Raw genomic sequence first — 21,320 nt, 5'->3', positions numbered from 1 at the left:
GGGAGGCAGCGCGTTGTGACGGCATGTCAGATCCGATCTTCTTCTCCGCGACCACCACCCTCAGCCTCGGCGCCATCGCCGAGGCTGCTGGCGTTTCGCTCCCCGAGGGTGCGAACCCGGACGGCGTGATCTCGGGCGCCGCGCCGCTGGAATCCGCCACGCCGGACGACGTCGCCTACATGGACAATGCCCGCTACGGCGACGCGCTCGCCGCGACGCGGGCCGGGCTCTGCCTGGTCTCGCCGCGCTTCGCTCCGCGCGTCCCGTCCACCACCGTGGCCCTCGTCCTGCGCGATCCCTACCGGACCTATGCCGGGCTCCTCGCCCGCCTCCACCCGGAGGCGATGCGCCCGGGCTCACTCTTCGGAGCGGCCGGTGTCGCCCCGGGGGCGCATATCCATCCGGAGGCCCGTCTCGAGCCGGGCGTGCAGGTCGATCCCGGGGCCGTCATCGGCCCCGGCGCGGAGATCGGCTCGGGCACTGTCGTCGGCCCGAATGCCAGCATCGGCCCGCGGGTCCGGGTCGGGCGCGACTGCTCCATCGGCGCGGGCGCGACCCTGACCCATGCCCTCCTCGGCAACCGCGTCATCGTCCATCCGGGCGCGCGCCTGGGCCAGGACGGCTTCGGCTTCGCCATGGGTCCCGGCGGCCACCTGAAGGTGCCGCAGATCGGCCGCGTCATCGTCCAGGACGATGTCGAGATCGGCGCCAACACCACGATCGACCGGGGCGCCAGCCGCGACACGGTGATCGGCGAGGGGACCAAGATCGACAACCTCGTGCAGATCGCCCACAACGTCGTCATCGGGCGCCACTGCGTCATCGTCTCGGGGGTCGGCATTTCCGGCTCGACCACCCTGGAGGATTACGTCGTCCTCGGTGGACAGGTCGGCGTCGTCGGCCATCTGCGCATCGGCATGGGCTCGCAGATCGCCGGCTCGTCGAACGTGAACCGCGACGTGCCGCCGGGCAGCCGCTGGGGCGGAACGCCGGCCAAGCCCGTCCGGGCCTGGTTCCGCGAGTTGACGACCCTCGCCCGCCTCGCCGAGCGCTCCCCGGGCCCCGACGAGCCGAAGGCCTGAGCCTCAGCCGCGCTGGCGTCGATCCTGCGGGTGGAGGTACGCGCCCGTGAACCCCGCCAGGGCCTTCAGCCGGTCGCGGTCGCGGACGATCAGCCTCCCGTCGGCCAGGTCGAGGAGGCCGCGGCCGTCGAGGTCATGGATCACCCGGGTCACGTGAACGACGGGAAGACCCGTCGCCTCCGCGAGGTCGGTGTGCCTCAGGGGCAGCGGACGCCCCGCCTCGCCGACGAGGCCGACCGCCGCGGACCGTTCCTGCAACTCGCACAACAGGTGCGCGATCCGCTCCAGCGGGCCCCGCGACCCGAGCCCGATCAGCCACTCCCGCAGGGTCGCCTCGTCCACCCGGGCGGTCATGCGCAGGGCGGCCGCGATGCCGGGATGGTTCCGGGTGAGGTCCAGCACGGTCGGGCGGTCGAGCCGTACGATCCGGCCCTCCGTGAGGCTCATGATGGTTTCATCCGTTCCCAGGGGCGCGAGGTCGAGATCGCAGGAATCGCCCGGGAGCAGGTAGGCGGTACTCTGGCGCCGGTCTGGGCCGAGCCGGCGCGTGCGGCACGCCAGGCCCTCCATCATCAGGACGATCCCGCCGGGACGGTCGTCCGCGCGGAGGAGGTCGGTCCGGGCCGGCACGGTGACCGCGTCCTCGGTGAGGCGGTGCAGGTGGTCGCGCTCGGCGGCCGTGAGCGGAACGATGCCGTGCAGCTTGCGAACGACCGGATTCGCGGCCTGCGCCTCCGGGGACCGGCGCAGGCCGCGCGCGGATCGGCCCGGGGCAGCACCGGGGGCCTCGAGCGCCAGGACGAGCAGCCCGGCCAACTGCTCCAGGATACGGGCATCCTCGCGATCGAACCGGGCGGTGATGTCATGGTGCAGGGCCCACAGCACGCCGAGGCCGTGCCCGGCCCCATCGCGCAGGGGCGTGAACAGACCCTCCAGCGGGGGAGCGTCGGCGTCCTCGAAGAGGCCGGCGAAGGGACGGCTCACGAGAAGCGTGGCGTTCGCGTCGCGGCATCGGCGGGTCGCATCGCGATCCTCCGGGAGGCGAAGGCCGGCCCGGTCGGCCAAGGGACCGGTCGAGGGACCGGCGACCAGACCGGCCACCCGGCTCCAGACCAGGGCGTCCGAGCCGGGCTCGACGAGGCTGAAGCCGGCCGAGCCGCATCCGCAGAGCCGGATCGCGACCTTGAGGATCGTTCGGCCGGCCGCGTTCGGATCGGACACCAGGCGCGGCGCGATCTCGCCGATGGCCGCCGACAGGGCCGCGACGTCCAACGGCCTGGCCGGCCGGTCGGCGAGGCCGTCCGAGATCACGGCATCTCCGGGGCGGAGAGCCTGAACGTTGTTGCCCGTCGGAAATCCGCTCAGTCCTGATGTCACGGTCTCGCCGCGCGCGAGCCGATCCTTGTCGGGCGAAACCATCAGGTCTTGTTCTCGTAGAGGAAGCGCATCGGATGCGGGCCGTTGCTGCGTCGATCGATTTGGTTTCTCAGGCACTCGGCACAGACGTCAAGATCGACGAAACTCTACTGCGGCGATAGCCTCAGATCGACGACGACAACGTGGCGATCGGTCGCTCCGAAGTGAGGCCCGGGACGGGGCCGGGCCGGAGCTTTCGCGCCCGAGGGCTTGCATCCGCCGGGCTTCTGCCGAATGAAGGCGCATCCTCCAGGTCTGGCGGCGAACGGGAATGAGGCGGGGCGGCGGGGGCGCCGACGCGCAGTAGGGTAATGCAATCGATGAACGACATGCCGCGTGAACTCGGCTCGGCTGATATCCAGAAGGTTCTGGAACTGCTGCCGCACCGCTATCCCTTCCTGATGATCGACCGGATCGTCGAGATCGACCGCGACCAGAGCTGTGTCGGGATCAAGAACGTCACGATCAACGAGCCGCAATTCACCGGGCACTTCCCCGGCCTGCCGGTCTTTCCCGGCGTGCTGTTGATCGAGGGCATGGCCCAGACCGCCGGCGCCATCTGCTGCCGCCACATCATGAGCGACGACCTGCGCACCAAGCAGGTGTTCTTCATGACCATCGACAAGTGCAAGTTCCGCAAGCCCGTCGTGCCGGGCGATACGGTCCGCTACCACATGACCAAGATGAATCACCGCCGCACCATGTGGTGGTTCCGCGGTGAGGCGCGGGTCGACGGCGCCCTGGTTGCCGAGGCCGAGATCGGCGCGATGCTGGTGACCGAGTGAGCACCGACGCGCAGATTCACCCCAGCGCGGTGATCGAGGACGGTGCGACCCTGGGCGAGGGCGTCCGGGTCGGTCCGTTCTGCCATGTCGGCCCGGCCGTGACCCTCGGGGCGGGCTGCGAGCTCGTCAGCCACGTGGTGGTGGCGGGCCGGACCACGATCGGTCCCCGGACCCGGCTCTACCCCTTCGCCTCCATCGGTCACCCGCCGCAGGACCTGAAGTTCAGGGGCGAGGCCTCGACCCTGACGATCGGGGCCGATTGCCTGATCCGCGAGGGCGTGACCATGAATCCGGGCACGGCCGGGGGCGGGCTCGAGACCACGGTGGGCGACAACTGTACCTTCCTGGCGAACAGCCATGTCGGCCACGATTGCCGGGTCGGCGACGGGGTGGTGTTCTCCAACAACGTCATGCTGGCGGGTCATTGCAGCGTCGGCGACTACGCGATCCTCGGCGGCGGAGCGGCCGTGATCCAGTTCGCGCGGGTCGGCGCCCACGCCTTCGTCGGCGGCTTGTCCGGCCTGGAGAACGACTGCATCCCCTACGGGATGGCGCTGGGCAACCGGGCCTACCTGTCGGGCCTGAACATCATCGGGCTTCAGCGGCGGGGCTTCGCCCGCGAGGACATCCACACCCTGCGCCGGGCCTATCGCCTGCTCTTCGCCAACGAGGGCACGCTGATGGAGCGCCTGGAGGACGTCGCCGCCGAGTTCGAGTCCCATCGGGCCGTGGCCGAGATCGTCGCCTTCATCCGCGCCGGCGGCAAGCGTTCGCTCTGCACCCCGCGCGAGACGCCGAGCGCGGCTTGAGCGCGAACCCGGCGCCGGCCGCGCGCATCGCCTCCGCACCGGCGGCGCTGGTCCTGGTGGCGGGCGCCGGCCGCCTGCCCGAGCTCGTGGCCGCCTCGCTCGACCGGGCGGGGCGCCCGTTCCGCATACTCGCGATCCGCGGCTTCGCCGAGCGGGCGATGCGGGCCCGCGCCGAGGCCACCGTCGACCTCCTCGACATCGCCGGCATCCTGGCGATCCTCAAGGCCTGGGGGCCGGTCAGCGTGGTGCCGGCCGGCGGCGTCTCTCGGCCGAACCCGGCCGCGATCCTCAACGCCGCCGCGGCCCTGCGCAACCGCGATGCCCTCAAGGCGATCTCGGGCGGGGGCGACGACCGGCTCCTGCGCGGGGCGCTCGCGCTCCTGGAGGAGCAGGGGCACGGCGTGGTCGGCGTCCACGAGGTGGCGCCGGATCTCCTCAGTCCCGAGGGCGTGCTCGGCCGGCACGCGCCCGACGCCGCCGCGCGCGACTCCATCGCGGGCGGCCGCGCCCTGCTGGGGGCCCTGTCCCGCTACGATGTCGGCCAGGCCGCGGTCATGGTCGGGCAGCGCGCCCTGGCGGTCGAGGGGCCGGAGGGAACCGACCGGATGCTGGCGCGGGCGCGGATGCTCGGCCGCCGGCCCTTCGGCTACGGCAGCGCGCAGGCCGGAACCGTGCTGGTAAAATGCGCCAAGATCGGCCAGGACCTGCGCGTCGACCTGCCGGCGATCGGCCCGCGGACGGTCGCCAACGCGGCGGCGGCGGGGTGCGCCGGCCTCGCGATCCAGGCGGGCTTCACCCTGATCATCGACCGTCCGGCCACCATCGCGGCCGCGGACCGGGCCGGCCTGTTCCTCCTCGGCCTGGGGCCCGAGGCGGGCGGTCCGGCGGCCAGAACGGGATCGGATTCATGAGCGAACCGCAGGGCGGGCGGGTGATCTGGCTGGTGGCGGGCGAGGATTCGGGGGATCAGCTCGGGGCCAAGCTGATGCGCGGCTTGCGCGACCTCTCCGACCGGCCGATCCGCTTCGGCGGCGTCGGCGGCGAGGCCATGGCGGCGGAGGGCTTCGCCTCGCTGTTCCCCATCGATGACGTGGCGGTGATGGGCTACCTGCCGGTGGCCGCCCGCCTGCGCACCCTGCTGCGCCGCATCCGCCAGACCGTGCGCGACGTCGTCGAGGCCCGGCCGGACGTCCTCGTCATCATCGACAGTCCCGGCTTCACCCACGCGGTCGCCTCCCGGGTGCGCAAGCGGATGCCGGACCTGCCCATCGTCGACTACGTCTCGCCCAGCGTCTGGGCCTGGCGCCCGTGGCGGGCGGCGAAGATGCGCCCCTTCATCGACCACGTCCTCGCCTTGCTGCCATTCGAGCCCGAGGCGCACCGGCGCCTGAACGGGCCGGCCTGCACCTATGTCGGCCACCCGCTGATCGAGCGGCTGGCGGACCTGCGCCCCGGCTCCTCCGAGGCCGAGGCCCGCCTGGCGGGGCGTCCGGTGCTGGCGATCCTGCCGGGGTCCCGCCGCTCCGAGATCGAGCGCCTGATGCCGGTCTTCGGCGCGACCCTGGCGCGGCTCACGGCCCGCTTCGGGCCGATCGAGGCGGTGCTGCCGGCGGTGACCCGGCACAGGGCGCTGATCGAGCGTCTGGCACTGGCCTGGGACGTGCCGGTCACCCTCGTCCACGGCGAGGCGGCCAAGCACGCCACCTTCCGCCGGGCGCGGGCGGCGCTCGCGGCCTCCGGCACCGTCACGCTGGAACTGGCGCTGGCCGGCGTGCCGATGGTGGTCGCCTACAAGGTCTCGCGGATCGAGGAAGCGGTGGCGCGCCGCCTGATCCAGGTGCCCACGATCGTGCTGCCGAACCTGATCCTCGGCCAGAACGCCATGCCGGAGTTCATCCAGGGGGAGTGCACCGCGCCGCGCCTGGCCGATGCCGTCGCACCGCTGCTCGCGGGCGAGCCGGCGCGGGCGGCGCAGGTCGAGGCGCTCGCCCGTATCGACAGCCTGATGCGCCTGCCCGACGACGAGCCCCCGAGCCGGAGCGCCGCCCGCATCGTCCTGGCCGCCCGTCGCGCCGCCTGACGCGTCAGGCGCGGGACGGAACCGGGCCGTAGCGGTTGGGCTCCGGGTTTCCCGCCCGGAACACCGTCTCGACGAAGAACCAGACGAAGAAGCCGAGCATCGCCAGCACCAGGGCGATGACCGAGAGGGGATGGGCATCCACGATCCGCTCCAGGGGCAGGACGCCGACGGTTTCCGTCAGGACGTAGAGCCCGAGCCATCCGCCGCTGCGGTTCCGGTCGTGCAGGCGCCGGACCGTCTGGATTGCGAACGCACCCATCACCGGCAGGATGCCGGCGACCGCCAGGAAACCGGGCCAGCGCAGGCCGAGGCTCGCCAGCCAGATCCCGAGGCAAAGCAGCCCGAAGCCGAGCAGCAGCGTGCGGATCAGCAGATGCCGGTAGGCGGGCGCCGCGAGGCGTCCGCGCAGATCGTAGAGGCTAAGGGCGGTCCGGAGGCGTCGCGTCACGTGCCCCTCGGCTTCACGCGCCGGGTCGGCGGTTCGGCGACCGGGTCCTCCGGCCAGGGATGCCGGGGATAGCGTCCGCGCATCTCCGCGCGCACGGCGCTCCACGATCCGCGCCAGAAGCCCGGCAGGTCGCGGGTGATCTGGATCGGCCGCGAGGCCGGCGAGAGCAGGTGCAGGACGAGCGGGATGCGCCCGCCGGCGATGCTCGGATGACGTTCCAGCCCGAACAGCTCCTGCACCCGGACGGCCAGCACCGGGCCGCCCTCGGCGTCGTAGTCGAGGGCAATGCGCGAGCCGGTGGGCACCTCGACATGGGTCGGCGCCTCCGCGTCGAGGCGGGCGCGCAGATTCCAGGGTATCAGGGCCTGGAGGGCGCGCGCCAGGTCGTCGGCGGAAATTCCGTCGAGGCTGGTGCGCCCGACGATCTCGGGCGCCAGCCACGCCTCGATCGTCGCCAGGAGATGGGCGTCGGAGAGGTCCGGCCAGGTCTCGGGCTCGGCCTCGCGCAGGAAGCGCAGGCGGGCGCGCCACTGCGTCAGAACCGGCGTCCAGGGCAGCGCGGGGAGACCGATCTCGGCGACGCCGCCCGCCAGGATCTCGGCCGAGGCGAGGTCCGGCGGGACCGGCAGGGTGCGCTCGCCCAGGGTCAGGGCCCCGAGGCGCCGCAGGGACCGGGCGCGCAGGGCCCGCGCGCTCCGATCGAAAACGACCTGCGTCGCCGCCTCGATCCTCGCCCCGAACAGAGCCTCGATCGCCTCCAGGGTGATCGGAGCCGCGGCGAGGATGCGCCCCTGCGCGGCGGTGCCCGTGATCTCCGCGACCACGAGGAAGGGCTCGCGGGCCAGGGCCGAGGCCGCGTCGACCCGCCCGGCCCGGCCATTGGCCATCACGAACTCGCCGTCCCGGCCGCGGGCCCGCGCGACGCGGTCGGGATAGGCCAGGGCGAGGAGCGGGCCGGCCTCGGTCATGTCGAGCCCGGCCGGCGCGCTCGCGCGCGGCCCGGCGAAGCCCTCCGCCTGCCGGGCCCACCCCTGGGCGAGGCGGCGCATGTCCGTGGCCCGCTGGGCCCGGTCGCGGGCGAAGCGCTCGGCCCGGTGGGTCACGTCGGTGTCGTCCCCGCCGAGGCCCCGCTCGACCAGCACCGCCGCGAGATCGGCCGCCGCGCGGGCCGTGCCGTATCCGGCCGCGCCGACGACCATGCGGGCGAGGCGCGGCGGCAGGGGCAGCGCGCGCAGGGCGCGGCCGGTCTCGGTGAGGCGGCCTTCGGCCTCGATCGCGCCGAGGTCGCGCAGCATCGCCCGCGCCTCGGCCAGGGCCGGCGCGGGCGGCGGGTCGAGGAAGGCGAGCGTCGCCGGATCGGAGACGCCCCAGGCGGCGCAGTCGAGCACCAGGCCGGACAGATCGGCGGCGAGGATCTCCGGGCGGGTGAAGGGCTCCAGGGCGTTCGTGGCCGCCTCCGCCCAGAGCCGGTGGCAGATGCCCGGCTCGGTGCGGCCGGCGCGGCCGCGGCGCTGGTCGACGGAGGCGCGGGAGGCCCGCGCCGTGACGAGGCGGGTCAGCCCGAGGCCGGGCTCGTAGACGGGCACGCGCGACAGCCCGGAATCCACGACGATGCGCACGCCCTGGATGGTCAGCGAGGTCTCGGCGATGCTGGTGGCGAGCACCACCTTGCGCCGGCCGGCCGGCGCGGGGGCGACGGCCCGGTCCTGCTCGGCCGGCGTGAGGGCGCCGTACAGGGGGGCGATCTCGGTGGCCTCGTCCACCCGGTCGGCCAGCAGAGCCGCGACCCGGCGGATCTCCCCCTGGCCCGGCAGGAAGGCCAGGACCGAGCCGGGATCGGCGCGCAGGGCCCGCAGGATGGCCTCCGCCATCACGTCCTCGATCCGGCGGCTCGGGTCGCGGTCCCAGTGGCGCGTCTCCACCGGGTAGGCGCGCCCCTCCGATTCGATCACCGGGGCGGCGCCGAGGAGACCGGCCACGCGGGCGCCGTCGAGGGTCGCCGACATCACGAGGAGGCGCAGGTCCTCGCGCAGGGCGCCCTGTGTGTCGAGGGCCAACGCGAGGCCGAGATCCGCGTCGAGGGAGCGCTCGTGGAACTCGTCGAACAGCACGGCGCCGATGCCCGTGAGTTCCGGGTCGTCGAGGATCATCCGGGTGAACACGCCCTCGGTGACGACCTCGATCCGGGTGCGGCCGGAGATCTTCGAGCCGAGGCGCACCCGCAGGCCGATGGTGTCGCCGACCCGCTCGCCGAGGGTGGCGGCCATCCGCTCGGCCGCCCCGCGGGCGGCGAGGCGGCGCGGCTCCAGCAGGATGATCTTGTCGGAGGGTCGCAGCCAGGGCGCGTCGAGGAGGGCGAGGGGCACCCGGGTGGTCTTGCCGGCGCCCGGCGGCGCCACGAGCACGGCGGAGGGGCCGGCCGCGAGCGCCGCGCCCAGGGCCGGGAGGGCGGCCTCGATCGGCAGGTCGGATATGGCGGCGGTGGGGGCGGGATGGGCCATCACGGTGCTGGTGACGCGATCCGGCGCGATCCGCAAGCCGCGGGGATGCCTTGACCGAATGCGGCTTCGTCCGGACGCGGCAGGTCGGCTATGGGTTTTCCTCAGCGCGAGAAAGCGCGCGAGCGTCCGGGCCATCCGGGCTGCCCCGGGGACCAGCGACATGACGGTATCGAGCGATGACGACCTGGCGGCGCTGAAGCGGATCGGGCGCATCGTCGCCGGCACGCTCGAGGCGATGGGCCGGTCGATCGAACCCGGCATGACGACGCTGGAGCTCGATGCGCTGGGCCGGCGGCTGCTGGAAGGCGCCGGCGCCCGGCCGGCCCCGGAACTGGCCTACGGCTTTCCCGGCGCCACCTGCATCAGCGTCAACGAGGAGGTCGCGCACGGCATTCCGGGTCCCCGCCGGATCAACCCGGGCGACCTCGTCAACATCGACGTCTCCGCGGAGAAGGACGGCTACTTCGCCGATACCGGCGCCTCCTTCGCGGTGCCGCCCGTGACCCGGGCGGTGGAGCGGCTGTGCAAGGACGGACGGCGGGCGATGTGGACCGGCCTGCGCCAGGTCGGGACCGGCAAGCCGATCGCGGCCATCGGTCAGGCGGTCGGGGCCTTCGCCCGCCGCAACGGCTACACCCTGGTACGCAACCTCGCGAGCCACGGCGTGGGCCATTCCCTCCACGAGGAACCGACCGAGATCGCCACCTGGCCCGACGCCTCCGAGCGGCGGATCGCGACGGAGGGCCTGGTCTTCACCGTGGAGCCGTTCCTCTCCCTCGGCGCCGAATTCGCCGAGGACGGCGACGATCCCTGGACCCTCTACAGCCGGCCGAACGCGCTCACGGTGCAGTACGAGCACACGGTGGTCGCCACCCGCAACGGGCCGCTCGTAGTCACGGTGGCGGGCTGAGGTCGGCCGGCGGCGGTCTGGTGCCCGCACCCTTGCCGGCGTAGACGCCCATCGTGAGGGACGATCCGGTCGCCTGGCGGCGTCCGGGGCGCGCGTCGGCAAGGAGATCGACGTCTTCGTAGCCGGTCGGCCCGGTGAGGTCGCAGACCGCCCGTCCGTCGAGCAGGAACCGGACGCGCCCCGCGTCGCCGTGCCCGTCGGTCGCCTCCAGCACGATGTCGTGCTCGACCCCGACGGCGAAGGGCGCCGTTGCGAGAAGGCGCTGCGGCGCGAACGTCCCTCCAGTTCGGACTCAACGCCGCGACCCTGCGACGCCCCCGAGGGCCGCAAATGAAGGGTGATCGCCGAACCTCGAAAGGCGACCACAGAATTCAATAAACATTATGGCCAAGTTGGAACTGTCAAAACCTGTTTTCGATTGACCGTCTGCAGTAACACAGAGGGCGAAATGCAGGATCAATACCTGATCTTCGGACTGGCGCTGGCGACGTTCGCTCTGGTCATCGGCGCCCTGCTGGTGATGCGCGCCCGCGTCGCGGCGCGCAAGAAGTCGCCGGAACGCTCGGCCTTCGTCGAGACGCATGGCGGCCCGCCGCGGCCGAACCGGCCCGGCACGGACCACTGAACGTCCCTCGCGTCGCGCTTGGCGAGCGGGCGCCTGGGGGGCGCGTCTCGGCATCGGCGTGCGCGCAGGACGCGCGACGAATCGAACCCAGAGACATCAAAACCAGGACTACGTCACCGGTGCAGGGGCCGCGGCGTGCCGGACGCCGCGGCTCGTCTCCGTCAGGGGGTCGGCGGCGTCCCGGTATTGGCGGCCTTCAGCTCCGGGTTCCGCAGCTGGGCATAGGTCACGCTGGCGAAGCTGCCGATCACCGCGTGCCAGCCGGCCTGGTCGTAGCGCGTATCGTTCCGGCCGGCCTTGCAGAAGGCCGTCGTCAGCCCGTTGACGATGTCGTCGCCCTTGGCGTCCGGGACGGCCGCCCTGATCTTCGGCAGCAGGGCATTGATCGTCGGGATGAAGTTCTCCGGGTCGAGTCCGGTGAGGCTTCGCGCGGCGCCCGACTCGTCCACCGCCTTGGCGATGTCCGGCTGGGCGATCTCCGCACAGGGCGCGGTGCCGGCCAGCATCGTTTCGGTGGCCTTGCGCGCCGTGGCGACGACGCCGCGCTCGCGGATCACCGGCGCGGCGTTGCCCCAGGCGTTGCGGACGTAGTCGGTGACGTCGGCCACCTCCTGGTCGGTCATGCCGGCACCGATGGCCGGCATCGGCGCGTAGCCGTTCTGGGCCGAGAGACCGCCGAGGATGACCCGGATCACCGTCTCGGGTCCCTGCGCCTGGACCGAGGTGTTGCCGGCGAGCGCCGGGATCGCGCCCTCGACGCCCTTGCCGTCCGGCTTGTGGCAGGAGGAGCAGTAGCTGAGATAGGTCGCGGCGCCGGGGGCGTCGGCCTGGTTGAAGGCCTGGATGTCCTTGACCTTGTAGCTTTCCTTCGCCTTCTGCGTGCGCAGGTAGGCCACCATCGCCTTCAGGTCCGCGTCGGTCATCTTCGACAGCGATTCCTGAATGGTCTGGCGCATCGGCCCGGCCGCGACGCCGGGCTGGTTCCCGGGGGCAGCGCCGGTCTTCAGGTAGGTCACGACCTGTTCGTCGCTCCAGCCGCCGATCCCGGTATGGTCGTCGGGGGTGATGTTGGGCGCGTACCAGCCGTCGATGACGCCGCCGCCGAGCTTGCCGGCCAGACCGCTGTTGCCGACGATCTTGTTGGCGTTGTGACACATGCCGCAATGGCCGAGCCCCTCGACGAGGTAACCGCCGCGGTTGACCTCGGCGCTCGCCTGCGGGTCCGGTTGGAACTCCCCGGCCGTGAAGAAGGCCGTGCGCCAGGTGATGAGGGCGGTGCGGATGTTGAAGGGGAACGGGATCTGGGAGGGCTTGCGCGGCTCGTGCACCGCCGGCAGCGACTTCAGATAGGCGAAGATCGCGTCGGAATCGGCGCGGGTGACCTTGGTGTACCAAGCGAAGGGAAAGGCCGGGTAGAGGTAGGAGCCGTCCTTGGTGATGCCCTCGTGGAAGGCCCGGTAGAAGTCGTCCGCGCTCCAGGTGCCGAGCCCGGTCTCGGGATCGGGCGTCAGGTTCGGCGTACGGATCTTTCCGATCGGCGTGTTGAGCACGTAGTTGCCGGCGAAGGGCTTGCCGTCCGGCGCGGTGTGGCAGGCGACGCAGTCGCCCGCGGTGGCGAGGTACTCGCCCCGCTTGATCAGGTTGGCGTCCTGGGCCGAGGCGCCGTGCGCGCCGAATCCGAGGGCGAGGCCGGTCCCCAGGCGGAGAGCGGTGCGGCGGTAGTCCATGACGTCTCTCCGGGTCTGTGGTGTCGGGGGCGGTCGGGCGCGGGATTCCGCGCGCCTAGCGCGGGTGCGCGTCTCTCGGGAGTCCGGGAGGCGGACGGACGGGGTCGGCGGGGCCCAGGCCGAGGCGCAAGGCCATCTCGATGAGATGGGCGAGCCCGGCCAGGGCGAGGCATCCGGCGATCACGGCCCAGCCGGCATCGGTCAGGGCACCGCGCAGCGCCAGCATCAGGGCCGCGCCGGAGGTGAGGTTGCACAGGAGGGCGAGCGGCCAGACGCCCCGCGCCCGGCGGCTCCACAGGATCACGCCCAGCGCCTCGAGGGCGACGAGGAGCAGGATCGCGTCGATCAGGTGACCGCTGGCAAGGAGGGACTCCATCGCTCACGCGCTCCGGAACGGGCCGTTCAGGCGGACGATCGCCCGGTTGAGGCAGGCGGCGATTCCGACCCAAAGGAGGTAGGGCAGCAGCAGAAGGGCAGCCATCCCGTGCACGCGCCCTGTGACAATGATGAGCACCCCGATCGAGAACCAGAGGAACAGCACCTCGACGAAGGCCCAGTCCGGACGGCGCAGGCGGAAGAACAGGCCGCTCCAGGCGATGTTGAGCACGGCGTTCACGGCGTAGGCGGCCACTAGGGCGGTGCGTGAGGAAGCGCTCGCGTCGGCGTTCCAGGCGAGCACGGCCGAGACCGCCGTCAGGGTGAAGATGGTCGTCCAGACCGGACCGAAGGCCCAGTCCGGCGGCTTCCACGCGGGGCGCCGCAGAGCCTGGTACCAGGGTCCGGTCGTGGTCAGGAGCCCGCCCGCCAGGGCGACGAGGATCGCGGCGGCGGCGGCGACGCCGGCCGGCCCCCAGCCCCCCAGGCCGTCCAGACTCAAGGTGACACCCAGCGGAACAGGTGCGCGAGGTCCTTGAAGAAGATCCGGGCATGGGCGGCAGGCTTGGCCCGGACCAGCTCCTTGTTCATGTAGGAATCCCAGGTGAGCTGCTGCACGTCGCGATCCCGGCAGATCGAGACGAAGCGCTCGCGCAGACCGTCGTTGCGATACCAGACGGCCTGCATGATCCGCAGGATCAGGAAGACCCGCCCGTGCAGCCGCATGAAGTTGCGCCGGGCTCCGGCCAGTGACCGCGCCTGGCCCGTCGCGAGGAAGGTCTGGGCGGCCTCGGCGGCCAGGCGTCCGCCCAGCATGGCGTAGTAGATGCCCTCGCCCGAGGCCGGTGCGACGATGCCGGCGGCATCCCCGGTGAGGAGGACGTCGCGGCCGTTGTCCCAGCGGCGCAGGGGCTTCAGGGGGAGGGGGGCGCCCTCACGCCGGACCGTCTCGCCGCCTTCGAGGCCGGTGGAGGCGCGCAGGGCTCGGATGGCGCCCCGCAGGGAGAAGCCCTTGCGGGCGCTGCCGGTGCCGATGCTGACCGTGTCGCCGTGCGGGAAGACCCAGGCGTAGAAGTCAGGCGAGAGCTTGCCCTGGTAGTAGACGTCGCAGCGGGTGGCCTCGACATCGTGGGTTCCGGCCTCCGGCACCCGGACGATCTCGTGATAGGCGAAGACCTGCCGCATGGCGGCGTGGCCGGGAATCTCGGCGCGCCCGACCGCGGAACTCGCCCCGTCGGCGCCGATGACGAGCCGGGCCCGGGCGGCGCGGGGAAAGCCGTCCTGGAGGTAGTGCACGCAGGTGCCCTCCGCGTCGCGCTCGATATGGCGGAAGGTGGCCGGCCGGAGCACCGCGCCTGCCTCGGCGGCACGCTCCCGCAGCCAGGGATCGAAGTCCGCCCGGTCGACCATGCCGACGAAGCCGTCGCCGATCGGCATGTCCACCCGCTTGTCCTTGGGCGAGACCATCCGCGCCGAGCGGATGCGGGCGACGAGGAGGTGGTCGGGAATCGCGAAGTCGCGGATCAGGCGGGGCGGGATCGCGCCGCCGCAGGGCTTGATCCGCCCCGGCTTGTCGAGGAGCAGCACGCGCCGTCCGCTCCGCGCGAGGTCGGTGGCCGCGGTCGCGCCCGCCGGGCCGCCGCCCACTACCACCACGTCGTAGGTTTCGAGGTCGGTGTCCCGGACGGCTGCCATGATCTCACCTCGTGGAAAGCGATGCCTCGAACGACGATCGGTGACGCAGGGCCCGCGGCACCTCGGTCGCCGGCGCATGGGCGATGCGCAGGGCGAGGGCGGCGGCGAAGACGAAGAGCAGCGCCTCGGCGGCGAACACGCTGGCATAGGCGTCGACGACCCGCGGCGTGACGAGGCGGGCGAAGTCCACCGCGACGGTGCCGAGGAAGCCGCCGGCCCCGAAGGCGACGCCCTGGGCCGCGCCCCAGACGCCCATCCGGGTGCCGCGCTCGGCCTCGCCGCCGGCCCCGGCCAGCGCCATCATCGAGCCGATGGCCGCCACCGCGAAGATGCCGTTGAACAGCCCGAGGGCGAAGACCGGGACCCGCAAGGGGAAGTCGGCGCCCGCGAGGCCGCCCGCCGCGATGGCGAGGAGCGCCAAGGCCGAGCCGATGCAGCCCAGGGTGGTCCAGACCTTCAGCGAGCCGAGCACCGGGCCGCCGATGCCCATGGTGAGACCCGCCACCGTCAGCATGCCGGCGAGCACGCCGCCGTGCTGCAGGCCCGCGAGCTTGGTGGTGACCCCGGGAGTCATCGCGAAGACGAGGCCGGCGAAGGGCTCGAGGATCAGTTCCTGCGCGCTGTAGGCCAGCATCGCCATGAAGATGAAGATCGTGAAGCGCCGGGATTCCGGCTCGGCCCAGACCCGTGCCAGCACCTCGCGGAAGGGCCGCTTCTCGGCCGCGTCGGTGCCGGCAGACGGGCGCGCCGCCGGCTCGACGCCGCGCAGGGCGAGGGCGGCCAGCGTGAAGGCCAGGAGGGAGACCGCGCCGGACACGGCGACCAGCCGCGCGCCCGAGAAGGGATCGAGAAAGTGCCCGGCCAGCGGCGCGGTGATGGCGAAGCCCGCGATCATCATGACCCAGACCACGGTGGCGGCGGCGCCGCGGCGGCGCGCCTCGACGCCGGTGGCGAGGAGCACGAGGAGGGAGGTCCCGGCGGCCCCCGCGCCCATGCCGACCGTGAGGAACGACAGCACCGCCAGGGCGAGGCCGGCGCCCTGGTGCGTCTCGGCGAGGGCGGTGGCCACGGCCGCGCCGAAGCCCCCGAGCGCCAGCGCCGCCATGCCGCCGACGATCCAGGGCGTGCGCCGGCCGGTGCGGTCGGAGCCGTAGCCCCAGCGCGGGCGCAGCACCTGGACGGCGTAGTGCAGCGCGATCAGCCCGCCCGGCACGATCGCCGGCAGGGCGAGTTCCACCACCATCACGCGGTTGATGGTCGAGGTCATCAGGACCACCACCGAGCCGAGGGCCGTCTGGACGAGGCCGAGCCGGACGATGGCGAGCCAGCCGAAGGACGGGTTCGGCATCACGGACCTCCCTGGACGAGGGGCCGCAGGGCGAAGGCCGCCACCAGCATGCCGAGCACGTAGAGGGTGGTGCCGGTGCCGTTGTACCAGGCGGCCCGCTCGCGGGGCGCGGCGAGGAGCCGCCGCATCAGGACGAACTGGCCGAGCAACAGGGCGGCGATCACCGTCGCGTGCCAGGGGCGGTTCCAGGCGAAGAGCAGCAGGAGCACCGCGACCTGCGGCGCGGCCATGACGAGGCAGGCGAGGCGGGCGGCTCCCAGGGTGCCGAGCTGGACCGGAAGGGAGCGGATGCCGGTGCGGCCGTCGCCCTCCACCGACTTGAAGTCGTTCAGGGTCATGATCCCGTGGGCGCCGATGGAATAGAGCAGCGCCACCAGCAGCACCCGCCCGTCCGGCACGGCCGCCGCCATCACGGCGGCCCCGGTGAACCAGGGCAGGCCCTCGTAGCAGAGGGCGACCGCCGAGTTGCCCCACCAGCCGTTGCGCTTCAGGCGCAGGGGCGGCGCGCTGTAGATCCAGGCCAGCACGAGGCCGAACAGGGCGGCGCCGAGGATCCAGGGGCCGAGGGCCGCGGCGACGAGGAGCGACAGGAGTGTCCAGCCGGCGGCGACGTAGAGACCCCAGCGCCCGGGCACCCGCCCCGAGGGGATCGGCCGGTGCGGTTCGTTGATGGCGTCGACGTGGCGATCGTACCAGTCGTTGACGGCCTGGGAGGTGGCGCAGACCAGGGGGCCGGCCAGGATCACCCCGGCGGCGATCACCGGCCACTGCCCGGAGGGCGAGGCGCCCGAGGACACCACCCCGCAGGTGAAGGCCCACATCGGCGCGAACCATGTGATCGGCTTCAGGAGCTCGACGAGGGCGCTGGGTGCAGGCGTTGCCATGGCGCGACGCTAGATTTTTACGCGCACAGGTGTCAATTTTGATTTACAACATCTTCGTGAAGCCGCCCGCGGCGAGAAATATAATACAATTTTTGCGGCGGAGATCTCGCGGTGACACCCGCCGGAGGCGTCAGGCCTCGTCGACGGCGTCTCGTCCGTCGAGGTCGCCGATGCCGTAGCGGTGCATCTTGGCGTAGAGGCCCTGACGGCTCAAGCCGAGCATCTCGGCCGCCGAGGCCCGGTTGTCGCGGGTGATGCGCAGGGCGGCCTCGATGCACAGGCGCTCGATCAGGTCGGTCGATTCGCGCACCAGGTTCTTCATCGAGACGCGCCCGACGAGTTCGGTCATCTGCTCGACGGAGCGCGGCAGCTCGCGGCCGCCGGAGACCGCCGCGGCGCGCCGCGGCGTGGCGCGCAAGGTGAAGCCGATGCAGGGCTGGCTCCCGCCCGTGACCGTGACCGCGGCGACCTCCACATCCTCGAGGCTGCCGTAGGCGCCGCGGATATGGGTGGGGAAGTGGCGCACGGAGCCGTGCTGGGCCAGCGTGGAGAACAGGGCCGCGGCCTCGGATTCCTCGCGCCCGATCCAGGTGTCGAGGGGCTGGCCGCGGACCTGCTCCTCGGTGGCGAGCTGGATCAGGTCGAGGAAGGCCGGATTCGCCGTCAGCACCCTGCGGGACGGATCGGTGACGACGAAGCCCTCCGGCAGGTTCCGCAGCACGTCGAGGGCGCCGGCACCGGTGCGGGCCGCACCCGTCTCCGCCGGCTCCGGCGCGGCGAGGCGCACGAGGATGCTGGTGGCGTTCTCCTGGCGGAACAGCGAGGCGGCGACCCGGACCGTGCCGCGTCCGTGCCCGAGCCTGGCCTCGAGGTCCGCGGCCTGCCCCGTCACCCGGAGCCCGGCGAACAGCGATTCGAGATCGCGGGCGCCGCCGGCGTCGAACAGGTCGACGGCGTCCTGCCCGAGGATCCGCTTCTCGGCACGGCCGATCAGGCGCGAGGCGGCCGGATTGACCTCGGTCACCCGGCGCGTGGCGGCGTCGACCACGAGGACCGGCTCGGACCCGAGCTGGAACAGCAGGCGGTAGCGGGTCTCGGCCCCGCGCATGCGCAGGTAGTCGCGCTCCAGGGCCTGCTGCGTCTCGGCCAGGGTCCGCTGCAGCGAGGCCATGGCGCGCAGGTTTCGACCGAGCACGAGGATCTGCCCGTCCTTCGCCAGCCGCATCGCAGCGTAGCGCACGGGCAGGTCGGTGCCGGTGGGCGAGAGGTGGTTCACCTGGCGCCAGCGGGTGACCGCGTTGGGCGCGGCATCCTTGAGGAGGGCGGCGATCTTCGGGCGGCTCTCCACCGTCACGGTGTCGACCCAGGGACGGCCGAGCCAGGTGTCGCAGCCCTCGTCCGCGAGATCGGCGCTGCCGAAGGTCGCTTCACGGATCACGCCGTCGCCGTCGATGACCAGGGACAGGTCCGTCGCGGCAGCCACCAGCAATCCCGCCGCCTGCGCGTCGAGGGGTCCGAGTGACTTTTGAAGCGCCGCGAGCGCATGGCTCGCGGCAGGAAGCACCAGGCTGGTCACGGATCACCACGTCGGGCTGTGATCGGGCAGATCGGTTCGGGCAGGTCGGATCAGTGCGGGAGGCTGTTTCGATCTGGTGTATCTTTCAGCAGGGTCTGACCGGCAGATCAAGCAAGCATTCGGCAACGGACAGGGCGGTGCGGGCGTCGCCGGCGCTCGCATCGGCTCCGACCCGCCGAAAGCTGTCGGGATCGTCCATGAAGGCGGGGCCGCCGACGACGACCCGGAGCGCCGCGTTTCGCGAGTTGCGGCGCAGGGCCGTCACGGTCTCGGTCATCGTCGGCAGCAGGGTCTCGCAGGCGAGGGAGAGGCCGACGATGTCGAACCATTCCTCCCGGATGCACCGCAGGGCGTCCTCGTCCGGCCGGGTGAGGGTACAGGTCACGGACCAGCCCGCCTCGCGAAAGAACTGTTCGACCACGGTCAGGCCAAACCTGTGGGAATCTCCCGGACAGGGCAGCAGCAGGATCTTCCGGTTGACGGCCGGCGCCTCGGCCTCGCTGCGAAATCGGCTCGTGATCTCCCGCATGATCCGCTGCAGCCGGCCCATGGCGCGCGTTACTTCGACGAAGTCGCAGAGATCCTCCTCCCACAGGGCGCCGAGGTGGCGCGCCGTCGGCGCCATGAGATCGAGGAGGAGGCTGTCGGTCCCGAGGCCGCTCGCCAGGAGCTCGGCGAGCCGGCCCTCCACGTCGTCGCCGGCCGGATCGAGCATCAGGGTCGTGAAGGCCGCGATCTGCTCCGCGCTCGGCAGCACCTCCGTCGGCTCGGGGGCCGGCTCGACCCGGTGGGCCAGCATCAGGCGGGGAATGATCTCGGCTTCGACGACGCGCGCGAGGTCCCGCTGCAGGCGGATCGCTTCCCCGAACACCGCGAGCTGCGCCGTCACCCCGGCCTCGCACAGGTCCGCGACATCCCGACTGGATGGTTCGTAGCGCAGACGATCCGCGAACTGCCTCACATCATCCATTGGTCCCTCCCAATGTGGCTGACGGCTTGTTTCTGTCGGTTCGATCTTGCGCGTCGAATTCCGGGTCTTCTGAGTTCGCGCCTCAGTACCCCGGCGCCGGGGAGGGCCGGCCGTGCCGACACCTGCAATGAAGCTGCACGATACGCTCGAAATGCGCTTTATCAATAGAAGCGCTATAACTATTTTGCATTCAATCTGTCATCAGCTTTTGACGTAAAGCTGGCTTGACACCTTTGGGCCACCTTCCTAACCTCACTTCAACGAAGCCCGGCGACCCGCTCGCACAGGCTTCCGAAAGGGGGGCGGACAGCATGATCCGGAGAGCGGACAGGCCCAGGCGACCTCTCTACGACGCCGAGCAGCGCGCCCGCCGCGACGCCACCCGCTGGACCCTGGTCCAGGGCGTCCTGGCCCCCCTTCAATTCCTCGTGTTCGCCGTGAGCCTCGGGCTCGTCCTGCGCACCCTGTGGACGGGGGAGGGCGCCGGTGCCGCCAACGCCTCCGTGGTGGTCAAGACCCTCGTCCTCTACGCGATCATGGTCACGGGCTCGATCTGGGAGAAGGCGGTGTTCGGCCGCTACCTGTTCGCCCCGGCCTTCTACTGGGAGGACATGGTCAGCATGCTGGTGCTGGCCCTGCACAGCGCCTACCTCGTGGCCTTGGCCACGGGCGCCCTCGACACCGGCGGCCTGATGCTCCTCGCGCTCGCCGCCTACGCGTCCTACGCCGTCAACGCCGCGCAGTTCCTTCTGAAGCTCCGGGCCGCCCGGCTCGAGGCGATGCCGTCCGGCCTCGTCGCGGAGGGCGCGCGATGAACGCCCACGCGCCGATCCCCACCCTTGATGCGGGCTGCGACATCCGCCAGGAGCGCGGCCAGCGGGCGGTGTTCTGCGGGCTCACCGGCATCGTCTGGCTTCACCGCAAGATCCAGGACGCCTTCTTCCTCGTGGTCGGCTCGCGCACCTGCGCCCACCTCATCCAGTCCGCCGCCGGGGTGATGATCTTCGCCGAGCCGCGCTTCGCCACTGCGATCCTCGACGAGCGGGATCTCGCCGGCCTCGTCGATGCCAACGAGGAGCTCGACCGGGTGGTCCGCCGCCTCATCGAGCGCCGCCCCGACATCCGCCTGCTGTTCCTCGTCGGCTCCTGCCCCTCGGAAGTGATCAAGCTCGACCTGTCGCGCGCGGCCCAGCGCCTGTCCCGCACGTTCCATCCCGACGTGCGGGTGCTGAGCTACTCGGGCAGCGGCATCGAGACCACCTTCACGCAAGGAGAGGATGCTTGCCTCGCCGCCCTGGTGCCCGAGATGCCCCGCGCCGCCGAGGCCGACGCGCCGGCGCTCCTGGTGGTCGGGGCCCTGGCCGACGTGGTCGAGGATCAGTTCGCCCGGCTGTTCGCGGATCTCGGCATCGCCGAGGTCGCGTTCCTGCCGGCCCGGCGTGCCGGAGCGCTGCCGAAGGTCGGGCCGAACACCCGCTTCCTCCTCGCCCAGCCCTTCCTCGCCGACACGGCCCGCGCGCTGGAGGCGCGGGGCGCCGGGCGTATCGCCGCGCCGTTCCCCCTCGGGGCCGAGGGCACCACCGGCTGGCTCGCCGCCGCCGCCGAAACCTTCGACGTGCCGGCGGAACGCTTCGCCCGCGTCACCGCCCCCGGGCGCGCCCGCGCCGCCATCGCCCTCGACCTCTACCGGGCCCGGCTCGCCGGCCGGCGGGTGTTCTTCTTCCCCGATTCGCAGCTCGAACTGCCGCTCGCCCGCTTCCTGTCCCGCGAGATGGGGGCGGAACTGATCGAGGTCGGCACGCCCTACCTGCACCGCCAGCACCACGCGCCAGAATTGGCCCTGCTGCCCGCCGGCACCCGGGTCGTGGAGGGCCAGAACCTCGACGCGCAGATGGACCGCTGCCGGGCGGAGAAGCCCGATCTCACGGTCTGCGGCCTCGGCCTCGCCAACCCGCTCGAAGCCGAGGGCCTGCCGACCAAGTGGTCGATCGAGCTGCTGTTCACCCCGATCCAGGGCTACGACCAGGCCGGGGACCTCGCCGAACTGTTTTCGCGGCCGCTGAAGCGGCGCGACCGGCTGGAGGTCTGA

The 21,320-nt window shown here is 72.3% G+C and carries 21 protein-coding genes; 9 read left to right on the top strand and 12 right to left on the bottom strand.

Annotation, left to right across the window (positions count from 1 at the left end; translation table 11 throughout):
• Positions 1 to 23: 23 nt before the first annotated feature.
• Entirely contained in the window at positions 24 to 1,082 is a 1,059-nt protein-coding gene (gene lpxD, locus AC3WLN_RS00630) for a UDP-3-O-(3-hydroxymyristoyl)glucosamine N-acyltransferase (protein ID WP_492478918.1), read from the top strand.
• A 3-nt stretch (positions 1,083 to 1,085) separates the two neighbouring features.
• Here the strand turns inward: lpxD and AC3WLN_RS00625 are convergent, their stop codons facing one another.
• The gene (locus AC3WLN_RS00625; RefSeq protein WP_492478917.1) at positions 1,086 to 2,501 is read right to left on the bottom strand and encodes a Crp/Fnr family transcriptional regulator; all 1,416 of its coding nucleotides are present in this window, start codon (positions 2,499 to 2,501) and stop codon (positions 1,086 to 1,088) included.
• Between the two features lie 326 nt (positions 2,502 to 2,827).
• Between AC3WLN_RS00625 and fabZ the strand changes: the two genes are divergently transcribed.
• From fabZ to lpxB, 4 genes are read left to right on the top strand one after another with little or no spacing between them, the layout of a single operon-like run.
• Positions 2,828 to 3,283 carry a 3-hydroxyacyl-ACP dehydratase FabZ gene (fabZ, locus tag AC3WLN_RS00620; RefSeq protein WP_463780649.1) on the top strand — a complete coding sequence of 152 codons (456 nt, stop codon included), beginning with the start codon at positions 2,828 to 2,830 and terminating at the stop codon, positions 3,281 to 3,283.
• Entirely contained in the window at positions 3,280 to 4,092 is an 813-nt protein-coding gene (gene lpxA, locus AC3WLN_RS00615) for an acyl-ACP--UDP-N-acetylglucosamine O-acyltransferase (RefSeq protein ID WP_492478916.1), read from the top strand. The genes fabZ and lpxA overlap by 4 nt, the downstream gene beginning before the upstream one ends.
• Positions 4,089 to 5,003, top strand: coding sequence for an LpxI family protein (locus AC3WLN_RS00610; protein ID WP_492478915.1), 915 nt, complete (start codon positions 4,089 to 4,091; stop codon positions 5,001 to 5,003). The genes lpxA and AC3WLN_RS00610 overlap by 4 nt, the downstream gene beginning before the upstream one ends.
• Positions 5,000 to 6,172 carry a lipid-A-disaccharide synthase gene (gene lpxB, locus AC3WLN_RS00605; protein WP_492478914.1) on the top strand — a complete coding sequence of 391 codons (1,173 nt, stop codon included), beginning with the start codon at positions 5,000 to 5,002 and terminating at the stop codon, positions 6,170 to 6,172. Before AC3WLN_RS00610 ends, lpxB begins: the two co-directional genes overlap by 4 nt.
• 4 nt (positions 6,173 to 6,176) lie before the next feature.
• Here the strand turns inward: lpxB and AC3WLN_RS00600 are convergent, their stop codons facing one another.
• The gene (locus tag AC3WLN_RS00600; protein WP_492478913.1) at positions 6,177 to 6,620 is read right to left on the bottom strand and encodes a DUF805 domain-containing protein; all 444 of its coding nucleotides are present in this window, start codon (positions 6,618 to 6,620) and stop codon (positions 6,177 to 6,179) included.
• Complete coding sequence (hrpB, locus tag AC3WLN_RS00595) at positions 6,617 to 9,121, bottom strand: ATP-dependent helicase HrpB (protein ID WP_492479020.1); 2,505 nt, start codon at positions 9,119 to 9,121, stop codon at positions 6,617 to 6,619. The genes AC3WLN_RS00600 and hrpB overlap by 4 nt, the downstream gene beginning before the upstream one ends.
• Positions 9,122 to 9,281: 160 nt before the next feature.
• Here hrpB and map point away from each other — a divergent pair, with 160 nt between their 5' ends.
• Positions 9,282 to 10,031 carry a type I methionyl aminopeptidase gene (gene map / locus AC3WLN_RS00590; RefSeq protein ID WP_492478912.1) on the top strand — a complete coding sequence of 250 codons (750 nt, stop codon included), beginning with the start codon at positions 9,282 to 9,284 and terminating at the stop codon, positions 10,029 to 10,031.
• On the opposite strand, the gene AC3WLN_RS00585 is transcribed toward map, so the two are convergent.
• On the bottom strand, positions 10,015 to 10,245 hold the full coding sequence (locus AC3WLN_RS00585; protein ID WP_492478911.1) for a hypothetical protein: 231 nt from the start codon (positions 10,243 to 10,245) through the stop codon (positions 10,015 to 10,017). The genes map and AC3WLN_RS00585 overlap by 17 nt on opposite strands.
• Positions 10,246 to 10,479: 234 nt before the next feature.
• Between AC3WLN_RS00585 and AC3WLN_RS00580 the strand changes: the two genes are divergently transcribed.
• Positions 10,480 to 10,656 (top strand): hypothetical protein, encoded by a 177-nt coding sequence (locus AC3WLN_RS00580; protein WP_492478910.1) that lies wholly within the window; start codon positions 10,480 to 10,482, stop codon positions 10,654 to 10,656.
• Positions 10,657 to 10,817: 161 nt separating this feature from the next.
• Here the strand turns inward: AC3WLN_RS00580 and AC3WLN_RS00575 are convergent, their stop codons facing one another.
• The 8 genes from AC3WLN_RS00575 to AC3WLN_RS00540 all read right to left on the bottom strand — a co-directional run bounded on the left by AC3WLN_RS00575 (position 10,818) and on the right by AC3WLN_RS00540 (position 19,231).
• Positions 10,818 to 12,383, bottom strand: a complete 1,566-nt coding sequence (locus tag AC3WLN_RS00575) for a c-type cytochrome (RefSeq protein WP_492478909.1) — start codon at positions 12,381 to 12,383, stop codon at positions 10,818 to 10,820.
• 55 nt (positions 12,384 to 12,438) lie between these two features.
• Positions 12,439 to 12,759 (bottom strand): hypothetical protein, encoded by a 321-nt coding sequence (locus AC3WLN_RS00570; RefSeq protein WP_492478908.1) that lies wholly within the window; start codon positions 12,757 to 12,759, stop codon positions 12,439 to 12,441.
• A gap of 3 nt (positions 12,760 to 12,762) precedes the next feature.
• Positions 12,763 to 13,260 (bottom strand): TspO/MBR family protein, encoded by a 498-nt coding sequence (locus AC3WLN_RS00565; protein ID WP_492478906.1) that lies wholly within the window; start codon positions 13,258 to 13,260, stop codon positions 12,763 to 12,765.
• Positions 13,257 to 14,453 carry a geranylgeranyl diphosphate reductase gene (locus tag AC3WLN_RS00560; RefSeq protein WP_492478905.1) on the bottom strand — a complete coding sequence of 399 codons (1,197 nt, stop codon included), beginning with the start codon at positions 14,451 to 14,453 and terminating at the stop codon, positions 13,257 to 13,259. Before AC3WLN_RS00560 ends, AC3WLN_RS00565 begins: the two co-directional genes overlap by 4 nt.
• A 4-nt stretch (positions 14,454 to 14,457) precedes the next feature.
• Complete coding sequence (locus tag AC3WLN_RS00555; protein ID WP_492478903.1) at positions 14,458 to 15,801, bottom strand: BCD family MFS transporter; 1,344 nt, start codon at positions 15,799 to 15,801, stop codon at positions 14,458 to 14,460.
• Positions 15,801 to 16,685, bottom strand: a complete 885-nt coding sequence (chlG, locus tag AC3WLN_RS00550) for a chlorophyll synthase ChlG (RefSeq protein WP_492478901.1) — start codon at positions 16,683 to 16,685, stop codon at positions 15,801 to 15,803. Before chlG ends, AC3WLN_RS00555 begins: the two co-directional genes overlap by 1 nt.
• Positions 16,686 to 16,815: 130 nt before the next feature.
• Positions 16,816 to 18,261, bottom strand: coding sequence for a transcriptional regulator PpsR (gene ppsR, locus AC3WLN_RS00545; RefSeq protein WP_492478900.1), 1,446 nt, complete (start codon positions 18,259 to 18,261; stop codon positions 16,816 to 16,818).
• 85 nt (positions 18,262 to 18,346) lie between these two features.
• Positions 18,347 to 19,231: a cobalamin B12-binding domain-containing protein gene (locus AC3WLN_RS00540; protein WP_492478899.1), complete on the bottom strand. Its 885-nt coding sequence runs from the start codon at positions 19,229 to 19,231 to the stop codon at positions 18,347 to 18,349.
• Positions 19,232 to 19,542: 311 nt separating this feature from the next.
• On the opposite strand from AC3WLN_RS00540, the gene bchF reads away from it, so the two are divergent.
• Together bchF and AC3WLN_RS00530 are read left to right on the top strand one after the other, a co-directional pair.
• Positions 19,543 to 20,046: a 2-vinyl bacteriochlorophyllide hydratase gene (gene bchF / locus AC3WLN_RS00535; protein ID WP_492478898.1), complete on the top strand. Its 504-nt coding sequence runs from the start codon at positions 19,543 to 19,545 to the stop codon at positions 20,044 to 20,046.
• Positions 20,043 to 21,320: a ferredoxin:protochlorophyllide reductase (ATP-dependent) subunit N gene (locus AC3WLN_RS00530; RefSeq protein ID WP_492478896.1), complete on the top strand. Its 1,278-nt coding sequence runs from the start codon at positions 20,043 to 20,045 to the stop codon at positions 21,318 to 21,320. Before bchF ends, AC3WLN_RS00530 begins: the two co-directional genes overlap by 4 nt.

This window comes from Methylobacterium sp. FW306-05-D (assembly GCF_058782155.1).
Note: the sequence above shows the minus strand (reverse complement) of the source record. Positions and strands in the feature narration are given on the sequence as shown.

Bases quoted from the DNA above. Each gene is read 5' to 3' on its own strand.
- lpxD (WP_492478918.1), top strand. From the start codon at position 24: ATGTCAGATCCGATCTTCTTCTCCGCGACCACCACCCTCAGCCTCGGC.
- AC3WLN_RS00625 (WP_492478917.1), bottom strand. From the start codon at position 2,501: ATGGTTTCGCCCGACAAGGATCGGCTCGCGCGCGGCGAGACCGTGACA.
- fabZ (WP_463780649.1), top strand. From the start codon at position 2,828: ATGCCGCGTGAACTCGGCTCGGCTGATATCCAGAAGGTTCTGGAACTG.
- lpxB (WP_492478914.1), top strand. From the start codon at position 5,000: ATGAGCGAACCGCAGGGCGGGCGGGTGATCTGGCTGGTGGCGGGCGAG.
- hrpB (WP_492479020.1), bottom strand. From the start codon at position 9,121: ATGGCCCATCCCGCCCCCACCGCCGCCATATCCGACCTGCCGATCGAG.
- map (WP_492478912.1), top strand. From the start codon at position 9,282: ATGACGGTATCGAGCGATGACGACCTGGCGGCGCTGAAGCGGATCGGG.
- AC3WLN_RS00580 (WP_492478910.1), top strand. From the start codon at position 10,480: ATGCAGGATCAATACCTGATCTTCGGACTGGCGCTGGCGACGTTCGCT.
- AC3WLN_RS00575 (WP_492478909.1), bottom strand. From the start codon at position 12,383: ATGGACTACCGCCGCACCGCTCTCCGCCTGGGGACCGGCCTCGCCCTC.
- AC3WLN_RS00570 (WP_492478908.1), bottom strand. From the start codon at position 12,759: ATGGAGTCCCTCCTTGCCAGCGGTCACCTGATCGACGCGATCCTGCTC.
- AC3WLN_RS00560 (WP_492478905.1), bottom strand. From the start codon at position 14,453: ATGGCAGCCGTCCGGGACACCGACCTCGAAACCTACGACGTGGTGGTA.
- AC3WLN_RS00555 (WP_492478903.1), bottom strand. From the start codon at position 15,801: ATGCCGAACCCGTCCTTCGGCTGGCTCGCCATCGTCCGGCTCGGCCTC.
- chlG (WP_492478901.1), bottom strand. From the start codon at position 16,685: ATGGCAACGCCTGCACCCAGCGCCCTCGTCGAGCTCCTGAAGCCGATC.
- AC3WLN_RS00540 (WP_492478899.1), bottom strand. From the start codon at position 19,231: ATGGATGATGTGAGGCAGTTCGCGGATCGTCTGCGCTACGAACCATCC.
- bchF (WP_492478898.1), top strand. From the start codon at position 19,543: ATGATCCGGAGAGCGGACAGGCCCAGGCGACCTCTCTACGACGCCGAG.
- AC3WLN_RS00530 (WP_492478896.1), top strand. From the start codon at position 20,043: ATGAACGCCCACGCGCCGATCCCCACCCTTGATGCGGGCTGCGACATC.